The organism is Paenibacillus sp. MAHUQ-45, from assembly GCF_058133325.1.
Window position 1 is genome coordinate 316377 of record NZ_JBYUPV010000001.1, and the last position, 16663, is coordinate 333039.

Here is a 16663-nt window from a genome sequence, read left to right on the forward strand (position 1 = left end):
AGTAAGAGGATGGGTTGAATAATGGCAGCAATTACGTATGAGCACATCAAAACGTGTAAGCAATCCGGCGCAAGACTCGGAAGAGTCCACACGCCTCACGGTGTCATTGAGACACCAACATTTATGCCCGTAGGAACACAGGCCACAGTCAAGACTATGAGCCCGGAAGAACTGAAGCAGATGGATGCACAGATCATTCTGAGTAACACTTATCATTTGTTCTTGCGTCCGGGCCACGATATCATTCGTGAAGCTGGAGGTCTGCACAAGTTCATGAACTGGGACCGTCCGATTCTGACTGACAGCGGCGGGTTTCAGGTCTTCTCGTTAAGCGACATGCGCAAAATCACCGAGGAAGGCGTGCAGTTCCGTTCCCATTTGAATGGAGACAAGAAATTCCTCTCGCCTGAGGTGGCTATGGAAATTCAGAATGCGCTTGGTTCGGATATTATGATGGCATTTGATGAATGCCCACCATTCCCGGCGGAATATGATTATGTTAAAAAATCGCTCGAGCGGACTACCCGCTGGGCAGAGCGCTGCCTCAAGAGTCACGCCCGTCCTCAGGACCAGGGACTGTTCGCCATCGTCCAGGGAGGCATGTATGAAGATTTGCGCCGTCAGAGCGCCGCTGATTTGACTTCCATGGATTTCCCGGGGTATGCTATTGGGGGGCTCAGCGTCGGAGAGTCCAAGCAGCTAATGTATGAAGTGTTGGATTACACAGTTCCGCTGCTGCCGCAAGGGAAGCCCCGTTATTTGATGGGCGTGGGTTCGCCGGATGCGCTGCTGGAAGGTGCAATCCGGGGTGTGGACATGTTCGACTGTGTTCTGCCAACCCGTATTGCCCGTAACGGAACTACAATGACCAGCCAAGGAAGACTCGTTGTACGCAACGCTCAGTATGCCCGTGATTTTGGGCCGCTGGATCCCGAGTGTAACTGTTACACCTGCCAGAATTATTCCCGCGCGTATTTGCGCCATTTGATTAAGGCTGACGAAACGTTCGGATTGCGGTTAACGACATACCATAACTTGCACTTCCTGTTGGAACTGATGCGTAAAGTGCGTGAAGCCATCAGAGAAGATCGGCTGCTTGATTTTCGCGATGAGTTTTTTGCACAATACGGCTTAAACAATAATCTTAAAGGCTTCTAGAAACGGAATTGTGCGTTTGCCAGTCATTTGAAAGGGGGGAGAATTATGTTTGAGTTAGCGGGAGGTACAGGCCAAGCCGGGGGCAGCATCCTGGGTCTGGTAGGACCTTTTGTACTGATGTTCGTAGTCTTCTATTTCCTTCTGATCCGTCCTCAGCAGAAGAAAACCAAAGCTCGCAATACGATGCTGAAAGCGCTGAAAAAAGGGGATAAGGTTGTTACAATCGGTGGTCTTCACGGAACGATTGTAGAAATCTCCGACGACATCGCGGTCCTCAAGGTTAATGATGTGACTAAGCTCACATTTGACCGTGGTTCCGTTAGTCATGCGGTTGTGACCGATACGGATACGAAAGAGTAGAAAGATTCATATAAAAGCGGCAGTTCTTCTCGTTAGAGAGGAACTGCCGCTTTTTTTCATTCTCATATGAACTTGTTTAATGATCAACGCATAGGGTTGGCGCGGCTGCGGAAAGTAAGTCCTTGTGAACTGCTTCGCAGCGTTAGCTTAGCCAGTTGAACACCGACTGTGGCGGATAATATCGCAAGTACGGTACCGCCGAGCATATCCGTTAGCCAATGAATACCTAGATAGAAGATTCCGAATACAATGACAACTGCGGACAGGGTGGTGATTGCCATCCAGCGGCGGTTGCCTGAACGGTAGGCTAACAGAGCCATTGTAACAGAGATAGAGGTATGCAGACTCGGGAAGCAGTTATCAAGCCCTGAAAGCGGTCTGTACTCCTGTTCAAATCTAGGGAATACATCCAGCATGACAAATCTAACGCCTGCCGGAGCATATGACCACACCTCATTCACTGGGAAGAACAGATAGAACGGAATGGCAACGGCATAATTAATAATAATAGCGTAGCAGGTAGCGTAGAGCATAATACGGTTATTGTCGAGCAGGTATACGCCCAGAGAAGCCGCCAACACCGCCTGCAACATGAAGATGTAGAAAAAGACGATGATCGGTGTCAGCCAAGGACTATAGAACAAATGCTGCAGACTTTGGACAAAGTGTCCCTCCAATCCGAAAATAGACGGAGTGAAGTCCGAGGTGATATTCAGCTTTTTTTCAATCTGCAGCTCGTATTTATTGAGGGCCAGCACCCCGAACAAGCCTACAAAAAGTAACAAAAACTTATAAGAGCTTATCAGTTCTCTTCCGATCTCGATTAATGCAGTAAACGGGTTGCGGCGTGAGCCGATCCAGACAAGTGCAATAACAAGAACAACAGTGTATAACACGATATGATCCATGGATTGGTAAAGCAAAGCAATCGAAGCCTCCTTGATCCCTTTTGAAGTCAGTGAACACAGTTTAACATATTTTAAGGGGAGCGGTTCCGATTTTTTTAGAAATCCTTGAATTTATGCTTTTTGTAAATTAACCCCAAACATTCCGCCCAGCGCGCCAATCCCTGCAGCTGCCAAAGTCCAGAGCAAGTCCGAGCCTGAAGGCGCACTGTCTAGCGCTAAGAAGCCGATGATCAGCACAATAATACCGTAGAAAAGACCCGTCAGGCTTCCTTGATACCAGCCCTTGCTGCTGGCTCTGCGGCCTGCAGTGAGCCCACCGAAGGCGATGGCTACGGCATGTACAATGTAAGTGTAGAGGGAGAGGTCTTTTTCCTCCAACCCGCTACCCCAGAGCAGAAGCGAAAGCACAAACGCGCCCAGCAGCATCCAAAGGAATGATCGGCTCAAGCCAGATAATACAGGATTGGCTATTCTCCATGAGAACAGGCGCCGGATTACATGCATGGTACAACCTCCTAAGCATTTTTATTATGACAATACAAGCTACTACTCATTGTATGGGGAGGCTTGCCCCATTAGTACAAGAATGAGACGGTCGCTACTTTTACCATTAATTAATATGCCAGCTTCCGAATGTTCCCTGACCCCTGCGGTCAGAATAGGGTATACATTAATGGCCTGCGGAGAACTCACTGCGGGTAAACGCGGAAGGAGAGAAGCAATATGTTCCAGCAGATCACATACCACATCCTCATGACCGTGCTGATGTATTTCTTCATTTTTCTGTGCTTGCGGATCATGGGAAAAAGAGAGATCGGAAAGCTGTCGGTGTTTGATTTGACCATTTCGATCATGATTGCCGAGATTGCGGTGTTTGTTATAGATGATATTAAAAGGCCGGTGTACGAAGGGATTGTTCCCATGGCCACACTTGTCCTGATTCAGGTGCTGGTGGCCCAGCTTGGCCTGAAAAGCCGCAAACTACGTATGTTTATGGATGGTAAGCCGAGCATTCTGATTTCCGATGGCAAATTACACCGTGGCGAGATGCGCAAACAGAGATACAACATTGATGACTTGCTGCTGCAATTGCGTGGCCAGAATATTGATAATCCTGCCGATGTAGAGTTCGCCATTCTGGAGGCCAGTGGTCAGCTTACAATTATTGAGAAGAACAAGAGCGGCTCCTCATCGGCTCAATCAACCAACAGCTCGGAGGAGGAGAACAGTAACGCCGGTGACAAGTCAACCGGAAGCGCTAACAGCTCCAAGACTGTGAAGCTTCCCAAGGATAAAATCAGGTATGAAGGACTTCCGATTCCGCTAATTATGGATGGAAAAGTACAGGATGAGAATCTGGAGATGATCGGGAAAACCAGATTTTGGCTGAGACAGCAGATTCGCCAAAAGGGAGTATCGGACTTCCGCGATGTCTTCCTGTGCTCGGTGGACCATCAGGGAAAAATCTATGTCTCCCCTCTGTATCACTAGAGATTCTTTAGCGCCAGCGCTTGATAAAGGGGAGACGATCCATATCACGGACCGAGACGAGTCCCGATAACAGGCAGATGACCAGGTAGATCAAGAGGCCAACCGTAGCGGCAAAAATAAACTGAATCCACTGTGCTCCGGCAATCGGAATGGCGGTATACGCGAACTGGGCGCCAGCGCCCATAATAATCATAGCTGCTGTAATTTTGAACAAATCCCTAATGCGCAGGGACAAAGAAATGAGCGAGACGACACTGTACCCATGTAGCAGTGTTACAAGAATGCTATTGGCAATAATTGCGATAATAGCGCCATAGATCCCGTACTGTGGTTGTGAGGCCAGAAGCAGAATCAACAGGATTTTGACCACAGCTCCGATCAGGGTGTTCACGAGCGCTCTCCCTGGCCGGTCCATGGCCTGAAGTGCTGCCTGAAGCGGTGCCTGTACATACAGGAATACAGCGAACGGTGCGATTAAGCGCAGCATGGGGGCGGTATCCGCATTTCCATACAGCAGGCTGCAGAGCGGAACGGCCAGGATGTACATAAGAACAGCAAACGGGGCCCCTGTAACCAGGGCAAGCCTTAGCGCCTGATGCATCCGTTTATGGATCATGGACAAATCCCTGCGGGAGGCGGCTTCCGACAAGGAAGGAACGAGCGATACCGCCAGGGATGAAGTCAGTGCTCCTGGCAGCAGGAGGAGCGGAATGACCATACCTTGCAGTGCGCCATATTGTGCAGTAGCAACGGCTGTGGCAATCCCGGCAAGAGCAAGGCTGCGGGCAGTGATAATCGATTCCAGCAAATAGGAGAAGGAGCCCACCAGCCGACCGGCTGTCACCGGAATGGAAATGCCAAGCAGTCGTTTCAACAAGGAATCGTTGACCTGTGCTGCTGAAGGTGCAGTCTGAGGGACAGTAGCGTCCGAAGAGTGATCTTCCAACTGCGGTCCATGTTCAGGCCTGTCTTTTCTGACAATGAAGTAATATTGCCATAGCAGAGCGAGCATACCCGCAATTTCGCCGACAGTGACCCCGATCATAGCTCCTGCCGCTGCAAAAGCGATTCCCTTAGGCAGCAGCAGCCAGGAGAACCAGAGCATAGCAAAAATCCGGATCACGGATTCCAGCACGGAGGAGAGCGCGGAAGGAATCATATTCTGCCTGCCCTGAAAGTAGCCGCGGTAGACTGCAGATACAGCAATGATACACAGCATGGGAATCATGGCAATGAATGTATAGAAGACCCGGTTGTCTGTCAGCAGAACGTTGGCAACCCATGAAGCGCTGGCCAAGGCAACGATTGTGAAAAAGATGCCAAGCGCCAGACTAAGCGCAAGTGCTGTACGCAAAATCTGCTTTGATCTCTCTGGACGGTTCTTGCCTTCTGCCTCGGCCACCATCTTGGCTACCGCCAGCGGCAGCCCTCCCGTAATTACGGTAACAAGCAGAATAAAGAACGGATAGCCGAGCTGGTACAGGCCCACCCCCTCAGCCCCGATCACGCGTGGAAGAACAATTCGGGGAATGAAGCCGAGCATGCGGTTGATCAATCCTGCGACCAGCAGAATTAATGTACCTTGTATAAAGCTTTGTTTGTTTAAGGAGCTTGGTTTCTTCACAGAACATTCCTTCTTCCCGACATGAATGGGACGCTGGTGGCGACTCATCCTTTGATGATTTGCTTGTACCCAACTGTTAGGTCAATGAGCATGCGCTGAAGGCTTGCACTTAAGCGGGCTTGTTCTATGGATATGCTGAACCCCTATACCGACATGACAAGCATTGTGCTAACATAACTTTTTGAAGGAAGAAGGAAAGGCAGGGGAGAAGGTCGAATAAATAGGGTGAACATGCGTATACGAGCGACCTGGAGGTGTCAACACGTGGAATCGGGGCAATGGAGTTATGACGAGCTTAGTGAGGAAATCGAAGCCATGTGCTGCAGCAAAGCGGAGGAATTCCGGCTCCTTGGCTACGAATATGTTACTGGCAAGGATATCTGGGAGTGTGTCAGCCGTAATTACGCAAAGGAAGGACAGCCGCCGCTTTATAAGCTGGTCAATGATATATATTCCTTAAAAGCCAATAGTTACATGAATTATTTGACTATTGCCGCGTACCGGGGATTGATTTGATGCAGGGAGACATTTTTCTTTGCAAACAACTTCACAAAGCGGTAAAGTGATGAAGGGATTCAATTTCACAGTTCCTACTGAAAAACGGATGGCTTGCCAAATGGGAAGAGCCCGCCGTTTCTTTGTGTGAATATAGCCTTGTCCATTCTTACATGAATTGACGGTCATTTGGCGCGTGGCTATAATAGGAATATTGAGTTATGAAAGGGGAACTAGCAAGAGCATGAAGAGACTTATGAGCTTTATCGTTACCGTGCTCGTTTTAACAGGCGTCATGGTATTCACTACCCCTGGTCTGTTGGACAAGGTCCGTCTGGGTCTTGATCTGAAGGGCGGCTTCGAGATCTTGTATCACGCCGAACCGATGGAGACCGGAGGAGCACTGACTCGGGCTTCGCTGCAAAAAACTGCAGAGAGTCTGGAGAAGCGGGCCAATGCGCTCGGAACTAGTGAGCCAGAGGTTACCACGGAAGGGACGGACCGTATTCGTTTGAAAATTGCGGGTGTGACCAATGAGGCCGAAGTCCGCAAGAAGATGAAAGAACCTGCAGTTTTGACTTTCCGCAGTGCTGCTGAGGGCGATCCTGCCGGTACTTACAGCAAGATTGAACTGGTGGGCAGTGACTTCGTAGAAGGTGCTGCAGAGGTTGGTCGTGATCAACTGAACCAGCCGGTCATCAGCATTAAAGTGAAGGACAAGGCTAAGTTCGCAGAAATTACCAAGCGGCTCTTGGGCAAGAACCTTGCCATCTACCTGGACGAGAACTTATTGTCAGATCCGCAGGTCAGAGCAGAATTGACGGACGGTAGTGCTTCAATCTCCGGCAATTATACGCTTCAAGGCGCGCGTGAATTGGCTGATACGATTAACCTTGGTGCTCTTCCGCTGAAGCTGACGGAGAAATACTCCCAAAGCGTAGGCGCCACACTGGGTAAACAGTCTCTTGATCAAACGATCAAAGCCGGTCTTGTCGGTTCCCTGATAATTCTTATTTTCATGATCGGCATGTACCGCTTGCCAGGTCTTCTGGCCAGCTTCGCGCTGATCCTTCATACATGGCTTCTGATTCTTGTCTTCGTTTGGGCTGACTTTACCCTTACGCTACCGGGTATCGCCGCGTTTATTCTCGGTATAGGGATGGCGGTTGATGCGAACATCATTACCAACGAACGGATTAGAGAAGAAATTTACAACGGGAAAAGCATTATGTCTGCCGTGAAGGCGGGTAGTAAGTCTTCATTCCGTACTGTAATGGACGCCAATATCACCACTATTATCGTTGCGGCTGTAATGTTCGCATACGGTACTGGTGCGGTTAAAGGTTTTGCACTGGTTCTGATTGTGGAAATCGTGCTCAGTATTGCCACGAATCTTTACTTCTCCCGCTGGTTACTCAACCTGCTTGTCAAAGCTGGTAAACTGAGTAAACCAAAGCAATTTGGGGTTAAGGAGAGTGAAATCCGTGCACTTTAAGAGAGAGTTTGATTTCGTACATTTAAGTAAATATTTCTATATTTTCTCCATTGCGCTGACTGTAGCCGGCTTGATCTTTCTGGCAACTTTTGGTTTGAATTACAGTGTTGATTTCAAGGCAGGTTCCAATGTGGATATCTCCCTGTCCAAGAATCTTACGCAAGAACAAGTTGAAGCGGCAATCAAGGACCTGGGTGTCACTCATGAACCGAGCATCTCTATAGGTCAGGAACGGGTCAATATCCGTTATGATAAAGAGCTGACTGAGGATCAAAGTGAAGCGTTGAAGGCTGGAATTACCAAGCTGGATGACAAGGCTTCCTTCGAAATCAACACCGTAGATACGGAAATGGCGAAAGAATTGGCGCGCAACGCTATTTATGCCGTACTTATTTCCTGTCTCGGGATTATCATTTATGTAAGTATCCGCTTTGAATGGCGTTTTGCCTTGGCTGCGATTGTCTCGCTGCTGCATGACGCGTTCATGGTTGTTGCAGTCTTCTCCATCTTCCGTCTGGAAGTGGATTTGACCTTTATTGTCGCGGTGCTTACAATCATCGGTTATTCCATCAATGATACGATTGTAATCTTTGACCGTATCCGTGAGAATCTGCGCTTTGGCAAGCAGAAAACTTATGAGGATATGAAAGCTCTTGTGAACAAGAGTGTGACTCAAACGCTCATGCGTTCCCTGTATACGGCATTTACGGTATTTGTAGCGGCATTCTTCCTGCTGATTATGGGCGGAGAATCCATTAAGATGTTCTCGCTTGCCATGGTTGTCGGGTTGCTTTTCGGAGCTTACTCCTCCATCTTTATTGCGAGCCCGCTCTGGCTGCTTCTCAAGAAGCGTCAGAAGCCGAAAGTGGCCAACAAAACGGCTTAAAGCTAAAACCTGACTGTAAAGAAAGCCGCGTCAAAGGCGACGCGGCTTTCGAAATCTTCGGAGCTGCACGCCACGCGCTTTTTATGCATCATGAGATGATATGCAGCAGCAAGGAGGGCCTCGCATGAATGATAAACAAGCAACGCAGGATGAGACGGTCGCCTGGACCGGGATTGTCAGCGATGTAGTTTTGGCCATAGCAAAGGGAAGCGTGGGTTACATTTCAGGCAGCAAAGCATTAATGGGGGATGCTTTATATTCAGGAGCAGACGCCGCAGCCAAGTTGGCAGATGCTCTTCCGTGGCGCTCTGGACAGAAAAAGAACAGCAAAGCTTCCTCCAGATCAAGTGTCGGTGTCCGGCAGGGAAGCAAGGAGCCAATCTTGGCTATATCCTGCTCGGTGCTCATTTTGATGGGCGGGATGCAGGTTGTTTTTTCCTCCATTCGTGATCTGACTTATGGGCATTTAACTACACCCGGGTATCTCGCACTTGTAACGGTTTTATTATCAATTCTGGTGAAAGAAATCGTGTTCCAATATCAATATCGTCACTTCAAGAGGCTGGGCGATGGCAGCCATGCTGCTTATGCGGACAGCCACCGTTTCAGTCTGTATACTTCAATCACTGTACTGATCGGGATTACACTTGCGATGGCTGGAAGCTACTCCGGCTGGCATCCGCTGCTGTATATGGACCCCATTGCTGCGCTGCTGACGGGACTCCTGATTTTGCGCAAGGGCTATAGTCTGATTGCCAGTTCGGTCTACGTAAAGAACACTCAGGAGTTACCCTCAGAAGATGTAGCCAGCTTTCTCGATACCGTGCAGCGAGTGCATGGGGTAATCCGTGTGGAGCATCTGAAGGCGATGGAGCAGGGGCCTTATGTGAATCTGGAGGTCAAGATCAGCGTGAACCCGCGCATTACAGTTTTGGAAGCCCAGGAGATTGCGGAATGTGCCAGAAAGCTATTGCTGCAACGTTTTGTTCACGTGGGCGAGGTACGTATGGATGTCGTGCCGTATGATCCGGGTTATCCTTACAAGAGTAATCATGAACTGGTGGATGATGATCTGCCCACCTTGCTTCAATAGTTAGCCAAGGTAAGAGAAAGGTGAGTTATCAGTGCTTCATTCTAAAACAAGATGGCATTCTCCGGCAGCCGATCCCGATGCAGTACGGGAACTGGCCCGGAGCCTTTCTATTTCTCCGCTTTTGTCATCACTGCTCGTTACCAGAGGCAAAACAACGCCTGAAGAGGCGCTGGTATTCATGGATGGCGGCGGACAGGAGCAGCATGACCCTTTTTTGCTAAGGGGGATGGCTGAAGCAGTTCCGAGAATTAGAAAGGCATTGGAAGAAAAAGAACATATTCTGGTCTACGGTGATTATGATGCCGATGGCGTGTCCAGCACAGCGCTAATGATTCATCTGCTGCGTTATCTGGGTGCTTCCTATGACATTTATATCCCGCACCGTTCAAACGAAGGCTATGGTTTACATAATCATGCCCTGGATTGGGCGCTGCAGCAGGGAGTTACCCTGATTATTACCGTAGATACCGGCATCAGTGCTTATCACCAGATTGCTTATGCCAAGGAACTGGGCATTGATGTTATCGTGACGGACCATCATGAACCGCCGACGCTTCTGCCAGAGGCCTATGCGCTGATTAATCCGAAACTGCCGGATTGTCCCTATCCTTTCAAAGGCTTGGCTGGTGTAGGTGTTGCTCTTAAGCTGGCACAGGCGCTGTTGGGTGGAGATACACCGGAGGCGTGGACCGAAATCGCTGCCATAGGTACTGTGGCCGATCTTATGCCTTTGCTAGGGGAGAATCGGGAGATTGTTCGCAGGGGTATTCTCTCTATGCGCAATTCCCGTTTCCCTGGCATTCGGGCATTGCTTGAGGTTAGTGGGGTCGCGATGAATACGGTAAGCGCGGTTAATATTGCTTTTGGCATGGCACCGCGTATTAACGCTAGCGGCCGGCTTGATCACGCTGGCCGGGCTGTCTCTCTGTTGACCACAGAGCATGCAGAAGAAGCGCGTGAGCTGGCGGATGAGTTGGACTTGCTGAACAAGGAGCGCCAGCTGGTTGTAGAGAGAATCGTGATTGAAGCTACACTCAAACTGGAGGAAAGAATCGAAGTTGAAGGGCTTCCGGATGTTATTGTTTTGGCATCTGAGGGCTGGAATGTAGGTGTGGTAGGTATTGTCGCCTCCAAGTTGCTTGAACGCTACTTCCGGCCGGTAATCATCTTGGACATTCATCCCGAAACGGGAATGTGTAAGGGTTCGGCTCGTTCGATTCCGGGCTTTGATATCTATGCAGCCCTATCTTCCTGTGCTAGCTTAATGGATCATTTCGGCGGTCATCCTTCGGCAGCTGGCATGAGCCTTCATCGCGATGGCCTTGGTGCCTTTGCTGATGCACTGAATGAATATGCTTCAGGTGTGCTCACACCAGAGCATTTTGTGCCGGTGACATCAGCGGATGGCGAAGCAACGATTGCCGATCTGTCGCTTCAAGCGGCGGATGAGTTGGAACGGTTAGCGCCCTTCGGCATGAGCAACCCGCTGCCGAAGTTTATTCTACGCGGTGCTGTCGTCAAAGAGACGCGCACCATGGGCGCCGAAGGCAAGCATCTCAAAATTGTTTTCCAGCAGGGCAAGCATATTATTGAGGCGGTTGCTTTTGGTAAAGGTGCACTCGGGGCACTGCTTCCCGGTGGTACTAAAGTGGATGTGTTAGCCGAATTGTCTGTGAATGAGTGGAACGGCTCTCGCAAACCGCAACTGATGCTACAAGATCTGGAGGTTCACGAGACTCAACTGTTCGATCTCCGCGGAGCCACAGATGTGACTCGGCAAGCGCGTGAGATCAGCGAACGTCTGACGCCCTATGCGGGAACGGCTCCGTATCGGGCTGTAGCCGTGTCCCGCAAGGAGCGGTCTTTCTTGCCGGATGAGCTGAAAGGGCTGGCCCTTTGGGTATACAATGAGGATGGTGGAATCTCTGCACTTGACGATGAGCAGAATAAGCTGGAAGAGGCGCGTGTTTTTGTGCTCTGTCTGCTGGATCTGCCGGAGTCACCGGAACAGTTGGACGCGGTACTTCAAGCTTTTCCACTCATCGATAATGTGGCATTGCTCCACTCGATCCGAGAGGGACGTGAACGTTTGCTGGTTCCAACCCGCGATCATTTTAAGGCCTTATATAAGCTGATTGCTTCCATCGCTGCTGCGGCAACCCCAGAGCATGAGGTGCTGCTGCGTCTGAGTCGTCAGACTCCGTTAAGCGTACGTATGTTGAGTATGATGCTGGATGTGTTCGAGGAGCTTGATTTTATCGAACGCCATCAAGGGCTAATTACTTTTGTCACACAGCCTGCCGCCAAGAGTCTAACAACTTCGCAGCATTTTATCCGGTTGGGACAGGTAGCAGAGATGGAACAATATTTCATGGACGGCAGTTTGTCAGAGGTGCAGGACTTTATGCAATCCCGCCGGCAAGGTGTGTCCTGAGATTATAGAAGGTAGACCAATGCAGTATATGCTCACAAAAAGCGTATGCTTCCGAAGCTAGTTTTGTCGAAGTAAATCAATGCAGCTTATGCTACACAAAACTAAGCGTATGCTTCCGAGGTAATTTTGTTCGAAGTATTGCACCGAAGTATAAGCTCACAAAAAGCCTATGCTTTCGAAGCGATTTTGTTCGACGTTAAATCAATGCAGGCTATGCTCACAAAATTTTTAGGAGATGATAATCTTGAACTTCAAAGAAATTATTCGCGTGATTCCGGATTTCCCACAACCGGGAATCAGCTTTAAGGATATTACAACACTGCTTAACAACGGTGAGGCTTACCGCCAGGCGATCGATGAACTGAAAGCCCTGGTTGCCCACCTGAAAATTGATATCATCGCCGGACCTGAAGCTCGTGGCTTCGTTGTGGGTGCACCACTGGCGTATGCGCTTGGCGTAGGCTTTGTGCCAATCCGCAAGAGCGGCAAACTTCCTTACGAGACTATTGAGGTTGGATATGACCTGGAATACGGTAAGGATAAGCTGGCTATACACACGGATGCCATCAAGCCAGGACAAAATGTTCTGATCGCTGATGACCTGCTGGCAACCGGCGGTACGATTGCTACTTCGGTTAACCTGATCGAACAACTTGGAGGTAAAGTCGTTGGGGCCGCGTTCCTGATCGAGCTAGTTGAACTGGCCGGACGCAACAAGCTGACTGATATCGAAGTTATCTCCTTGCTGAACTACGAGGACTAAGAGATAAACGAAATAGCGTTTCCCGGGAAATAAAAAGCGGACTGCTGTCGATAGATGACAGCAGTCCGCTTTTTTAAAATGATTTTACCCGAGTGATTAGTGAGCAGATTTTTCATTTTCTTTCTCATTACTCAATCCCAGCACTTCAATGAGTTTGAACAACAAGGAGAGAACCATACCGACGATGGTTGCCAGCGCCATTCCCTTCAGTTGAACACCACCGATAGTAAGGGTTGTACCACTGATACCTACGACAAGAACGAGCGTTGCCAGAATCATGTTGGTTGCTTTGGAGAAATCAACCTTTTGCTCTACGAAGATACGTAGACCCGATGCTGCAATAACACCGAACAGCAACAGGGATACGCCACCCATTACTGGAAGCGGGATATTGGCAATAACAGATGAGAAGGTACCGGAGAACGAGAGCAGAATTGCAATGATGGCGGCACCACCAATTACAAATACGCTGTAGACTTTGGTCAAAGCCATAACCCCGATATTTTCACCATAGGTAGTATTAGGAGTGGAACCGACAAAACCGGAGATAATGGTAGATATCCCGTTCCCGAACAGTGAGCGATCGAGCCCAGGGTCCTTGGCAAGGTCTTTGCCGACAATATTGCTTGTAACCAGCAAGTGTCCGATATGCTCAACAATAACGACGAGGGACACAGGGATAATGGTTAGAATAACGTCCCAGTCAAAAGAAGGTGTAGTAATGGTTGGTCTGGCAAAGAAATGAGCGTTGCTAATAGCTGCTGTATCTACCTTGCCCATCCAATATGCCAAACCGTAACCTGTCACGATCCCGATCAGAATATGAATGATTTTTGGGAAACCGCGGAAGAGAACGGCTCCAATCACAGTAACGCCGAGGGTTACCATGGAGAGAGTAATAGCACTGGTGTCTGGTGTCCAATCCGTTGCGCCTTCAGGACCGATCAGTCCTGCCATACGCGCCGCTACCGGAACGAGTTCAAGTCCAATGGTGGCCACGATCGCACCCATGACAGCTGGAGGGAAGACTACGTCAATCCAGCCGGTTCCGGCAAAACGGATAATCAGCGCGACAAGGATGAAGATCACGCCGGTGACGATAAATGCGCCAAGTGCAAGCGAATATCCACGTTGATGATCATCCTGGTGTTGTCCCAGCACGGCCAGAACAGGTGAAATAAAAGCGAAGCTGGAGCCAAGATAAGCAGGGATTTTACCGCGGCAGATTAAAATGTACAAGAGTGTGCCGATACCGTTCATCAGCAGAATCATACCGGGGTCTACCCCGAACAGGTTGGGCACCAGCACTGTGCTGCCGAACATGGCGAACAAATGCTGAAGACTCAGAAGGAAGCCCGGCCCCCAGGGAAGTCTTTCGTTAACTTGAATTTCGCGTTGCAATGGTGGTCACTCCTCTTTCTTTTCATAATATAAAGTCACTCCGTGGCAAACTGCCTTTACTAGATTAAATAGAACTTGACATTTTTACAACAACAATTTTACAAGTGACATCAATTTGTCTATTATGTGTGACTTCCACTGACACTAATACCACGAGATGGCAAGTGTTGACGTAATCCCTCGCAAGCGTCATAATTATAGACAACTTTCAACTGTAAGCGGAAGTTCACAGAAAGCGGAATACCAACCTTAGAAACCTGCAGACGACGCATATTTTTGCAGGTTTGTTTATTTTATTGACTACATCATCGAGAGACTCCTGGCAGGAGTTTTTCTTATAGAAAGGAAACGGATACGACGAGAATGGGCATTGAGCGATTAATTGACAAAGCTGGCGCATATATAAAAGAAAAAGATCTGCTCCGCATCACGGAAGCATATGAATTTGCCGATCAGGCCCATCATGGGCAGGTCCGCAAATCGGGGGAGCCGTATATCCTGCATCCGCTTGCCGTCGCAGATATTGTCGTCAATATGCAAATGGATGTAATCTCCATTATTGCTGCACTTCTGCATGATGTTGTGGAAGATACGACAGTGTCCCTCGAACAGATCCGCGCGAAATTTGGCGACACCTGCGCCATGCTTGTTGATGGTCTGACCAAGCTGGAACGCATCCGCTTCCGCTCCAAGGAAGAGCAGCAGAACGAGAATTACCGCAAGATGTTCATTGCAATGGCGCAGGATATCAGGGTCATTGTCATCAAGCTGGCGGACCGTCTGCACAATATGCGGACACTGAAATACCAGTCGGAAGAAAGCCAGCGCAGGATTTCTTACGAGACACTGGAGATCTTCTGTCCCATTGCGGATAGATTGGGTATTTCGGCAATCAAATGGGAGATGGAGGATATTGCCCTCCGGTATTTGAACCCTCAGCAATATTACCGTATTGCCAATTTGATGCATAAGAAGCGGGCGGAGCGCGAGCAGTTTATCGAGAGCGTCATCGGCCGCATTCAGGCCAAGCTGGATGAGATGGGCATTGAAGGCGACCTGTCCGGGCGTCCGAAGCATATCTACAGCGTGTATAATAAAATGAGCACGAAGAACAAGCAGTTCAACGAGATCTATGATCTGCTGGCCATTCGTATCATTGTCGATAATATCAAAGACTGTTATGCCACACTGGGCATTATTCATACCCTTTGGAAGCCGATGCCTGGCCGTTTCAAGGATTATATTGCTATGCCCAAAGCGAATATGTACCAGTCGCTTCACACCACCGTGGTTGGACCAGGAGGGGAACCTACAGAGGTTCAAATCCGCACCTGGGAGATGCACCGTACCGCAGAATTCGGGATCGCGGCGCACTGGGCGTACAAGGAAGGCACCGGCAACAACGTCAATCCTGAGAACCGAATGCCATTCTTTCGGGAGATTCTTGAGCTTCAACATGAGGCCAAGGATGCGGAAGAGTTCGTCGAATCACTGAAAATGGACTTTTTCTCAGACCTCGTCTTCGTGTTTACTCCAAAAGGCGAGGTTATTGAACTGCCTGCCGGCTCAGTACCACTTGATTTTGCCTTCCGCATTCATACGGAGGTCGGTAACCGAACCATCGGTGCCAAGGTAAACGGAAGAATTGTACCGCTTGACCATAAGCTGAAGACCGGGGACATCGTGGAGATTCTGACCTCCAAGCATTCGTATGGACCGAGTCGTGACTGGCTGAAGATTGCTCAGTCCTCCCATGCCCGGAGCAAGATCAAGCAGTGGTTCAAGAAGGAAAAACGTGAAGAGAATGTCGAGAAGGGCCGCGAAGCGATTGAACGTGAGCTTAAGCGCCTGAACGTTGAAGTCTCCGAATGGATCTCCGATGACAAGCTGCTAGAGGCAGCGAAGAAATTCGCCTTTAATGATATTGAAGATATGCTCTCTGCCGTAGGCTTCGGCGGCATTACGGCCGCACAGATCGCTTCCAAGCTGACCGAGAAGCTGCGGAAGGAGCAGGAAGATGCTGCTAATCATCTGGAGCTGACCTCCGAGATGAAGGCGATCAAATCCTCCGGCGAGAAACGAAATCAACCGACGAACGGTGTGCGCGTCAAAGGTATTGATAACCTGCTAGTGCGTTTTGCCCGATGTTGTAATCCCGTGCCAGGGGATGACATTGTGGGGTATGTGACCCGCGGTCGTGGGGTATCTGTTCACCGCCAGGACTGTTCCAATATTCCGGGAGATGGTGAGGGCGAAGAAGCGGCACGGGTAATCGAGGTAGAGTGGGAAGGCACCGTAGAGGCCAACTATAGCGTTGATATTGAGATTACAGGCCATGATCGTAACGGGCTACTCAATGAAGTGCTGCAGGCAGTCGCGGAGAGTAAGACCAACATTTCGGCCGTGACCGGACGATCCGACAAGAACAAGATGGCCATGGTTCATATGACAGTTCTGATCCGCAATACCGAGCATTTGCAATCGGTAGTGGATCGGGTCAAGCGTGTCAAGGATGTCTATACGGTCCATCGGATCATGCAATAAGGCAAGGAGCT

At 49.4% G+C, this 16663-nt stretch carries 14 protein-coding genes; 10 read left to right on the forward strand and 4 right to left on the reverse strand.

Translation table 11 applies throughout. The features are described 5' to 3' along the window. Positions 1-18: 18 nt before the first annotated feature. Together tgt and yajC are read left to right on the forward strand one after the other, a co-directional pair. The gene (tgt, locus tag AC3Y23_RS01375; RefSeq protein WP_379195740.1) at positions 19-1158 is read left to right on the forward strand and encodes a tRNA guanosine(34) transglycosylase Tgt; all 1140 of its coding nucleotides are present in this window, start codon (positions 19-21) and stop codon (positions 1156-1158) included. A 45-nt stretch (positions 1159-1203) separates the two neighbouring features. Continuing rightward, positions 1204-1518, forward strand: a complete 315-nt coding sequence (gene yajC, locus AC3Y23_RS01380) for a preprotein translocase subunit YajC (protein ID WP_379194852.1) — start codon at positions 1204-1206, stop codon at positions 1516-1518. An 83-nt stretch (positions 1519-1601) separates the two neighbouring features. Here yajC and AC3Y23_RS01385 read toward each other — a convergent pair whose 3' ends face one another. Next, positions 1602-2441, reverse strand: a complete 840-nt coding sequence (locus tag AC3Y23_RS01385) for a phosphatase PAP2 family protein (protein WP_379194854.1) — start codon at positions 2439-2441, stop codon at positions 1602-1604. Between the two features lie 96 nt (positions 2442-2537). Next, positions 2538-2930, reverse strand: a complete 393-nt coding sequence (locus AC3Y23_RS01390; RefSeq protein WP_379194856.1) for a TIGR04086 family membrane protein — start codon at positions 2928-2930, stop codon at positions 2538-2540. A 219-nt stretch (positions 2931-3149) separates the two neighbouring features. Here AC3Y23_RS01390 and AC3Y23_RS01395 point away from each other — a divergent pair, with 219 nt between their 5' ends. Continuing rightward, the gene (locus tag AC3Y23_RS01395) at positions 3150-3917 is read left to right on the forward strand and encodes a YetF domain-containing protein (protein ID WP_379194858.1); all 768 of its coding nucleotides are present in this window, start codon (positions 3150-3152) and stop codon (positions 3915-3917) included. Positions 3918-3924: 7 nt separating this feature from the next. Here AC3Y23_RS01395 and spoVB read toward each other — a convergent pair whose 3' ends face one another. Next, positions 3925-5589, reverse strand: a complete 1665-nt coding sequence (gene spoVB, locus AC3Y23_RS01400; protein WP_379194860.1) for a stage V sporulation protein B — start codon at positions 5587-5589, stop codon at positions 3925-3927. A 216-nt stretch (positions 5590-5805) separates the two neighbouring features. Here spoVB and AC3Y23_RS01405 point away from each other — a divergent pair, with 216 nt between their 5' ends. The 6 genes from AC3Y23_RS01405 (at position 5806) to AC3Y23_RS01430 (ending at position 12707) form a co-directional block, all read left to right on the forward strand. Beyond that, positions 5806-6057 carry a post-transcriptional regulator gene (locus tag AC3Y23_RS01405; protein ID WP_379194862.1) on the forward strand — a complete coding sequence of 84 codons (252 nt, stop codon included), beginning with the start codon at positions 5806-5808 and terminating at the stop codon, positions 6055-6057. Between the two features lie 223 nt (positions 6058-6280). Then, a complete protein-coding gene (gene secD / locus AC3Y23_RS01410) occupies positions 6281-7531 on the forward strand; it encodes a protein translocase subunit SecD (protein ID WP_379194864.1) in 1251 nt (416 codons plus the stop codon). Beyond that, positions 7521-8417, forward strand: a complete 897-nt coding sequence (secF, locus tag AC3Y23_RS01415; RefSeq protein ID WP_379194866.1) for a protein translocase subunit SecF — start codon at positions 7521-7523, stop codon at positions 8415-8417. Before secD ends, secF begins: the two co-directional genes overlap by 11 nt. 124 nt (positions 8418-8541) lie before the next feature. Beyond that, entirely contained in the window at positions 8542-9510 is a 969-nt protein-coding gene (locus tag AC3Y23_RS01420; RefSeq protein WP_379194868.1) for a cation diffusion facilitator family transporter, read from the forward strand. A 31-nt stretch (positions 9511-9541) separates the two neighbouring features. Continuing rightward, the gene (gene recJ, locus AC3Y23_RS01425; protein ID WP_379194870.1) at positions 9542-11944 is read left to right on the forward strand and encodes a single-stranded-DNA-specific exonuclease RecJ; all 2403 of its coding nucleotides are present in this window, start codon (positions 9542-9544) and stop codon (positions 11942-11944) included. 244 nt (positions 11945-12188) lie between these two features. Continuing rightward, positions 12189-12707, forward strand: coding sequence for an adenine phosphoribosyltransferase (locus AC3Y23_RS01430; protein ID WP_379194872.1), 519 nt, complete (start codon positions 12189-12191; stop codon positions 12705-12707). Positions 12708-12803: 96 nt separating this feature from the next. Here the strand turns inward: AC3Y23_RS01430 and uraA are convergent, their stop codons facing one another. Then, positions 12804-14108, reverse strand: a complete 1305-nt coding sequence (uraA, locus tag AC3Y23_RS01435; RefSeq protein WP_379194874.1) for a uracil permease — start codon at positions 14106-14108, stop codon at positions 12804-12806. A 363-nt stretch (positions 14109-14471) separates the two neighbouring features. Between uraA and AC3Y23_RS01440 the strand changes: the two genes are divergently transcribed. Then, positions 14472-16652, forward strand: coding sequence for a RelA/SpoT family protein (locus AC3Y23_RS01440; protein ID WP_379194876.1), 2181 nt, complete (start codon positions 14472-14474; stop codon positions 16650-16652). Positions 16653-16663: the final 11 nt, after the last annotated feature.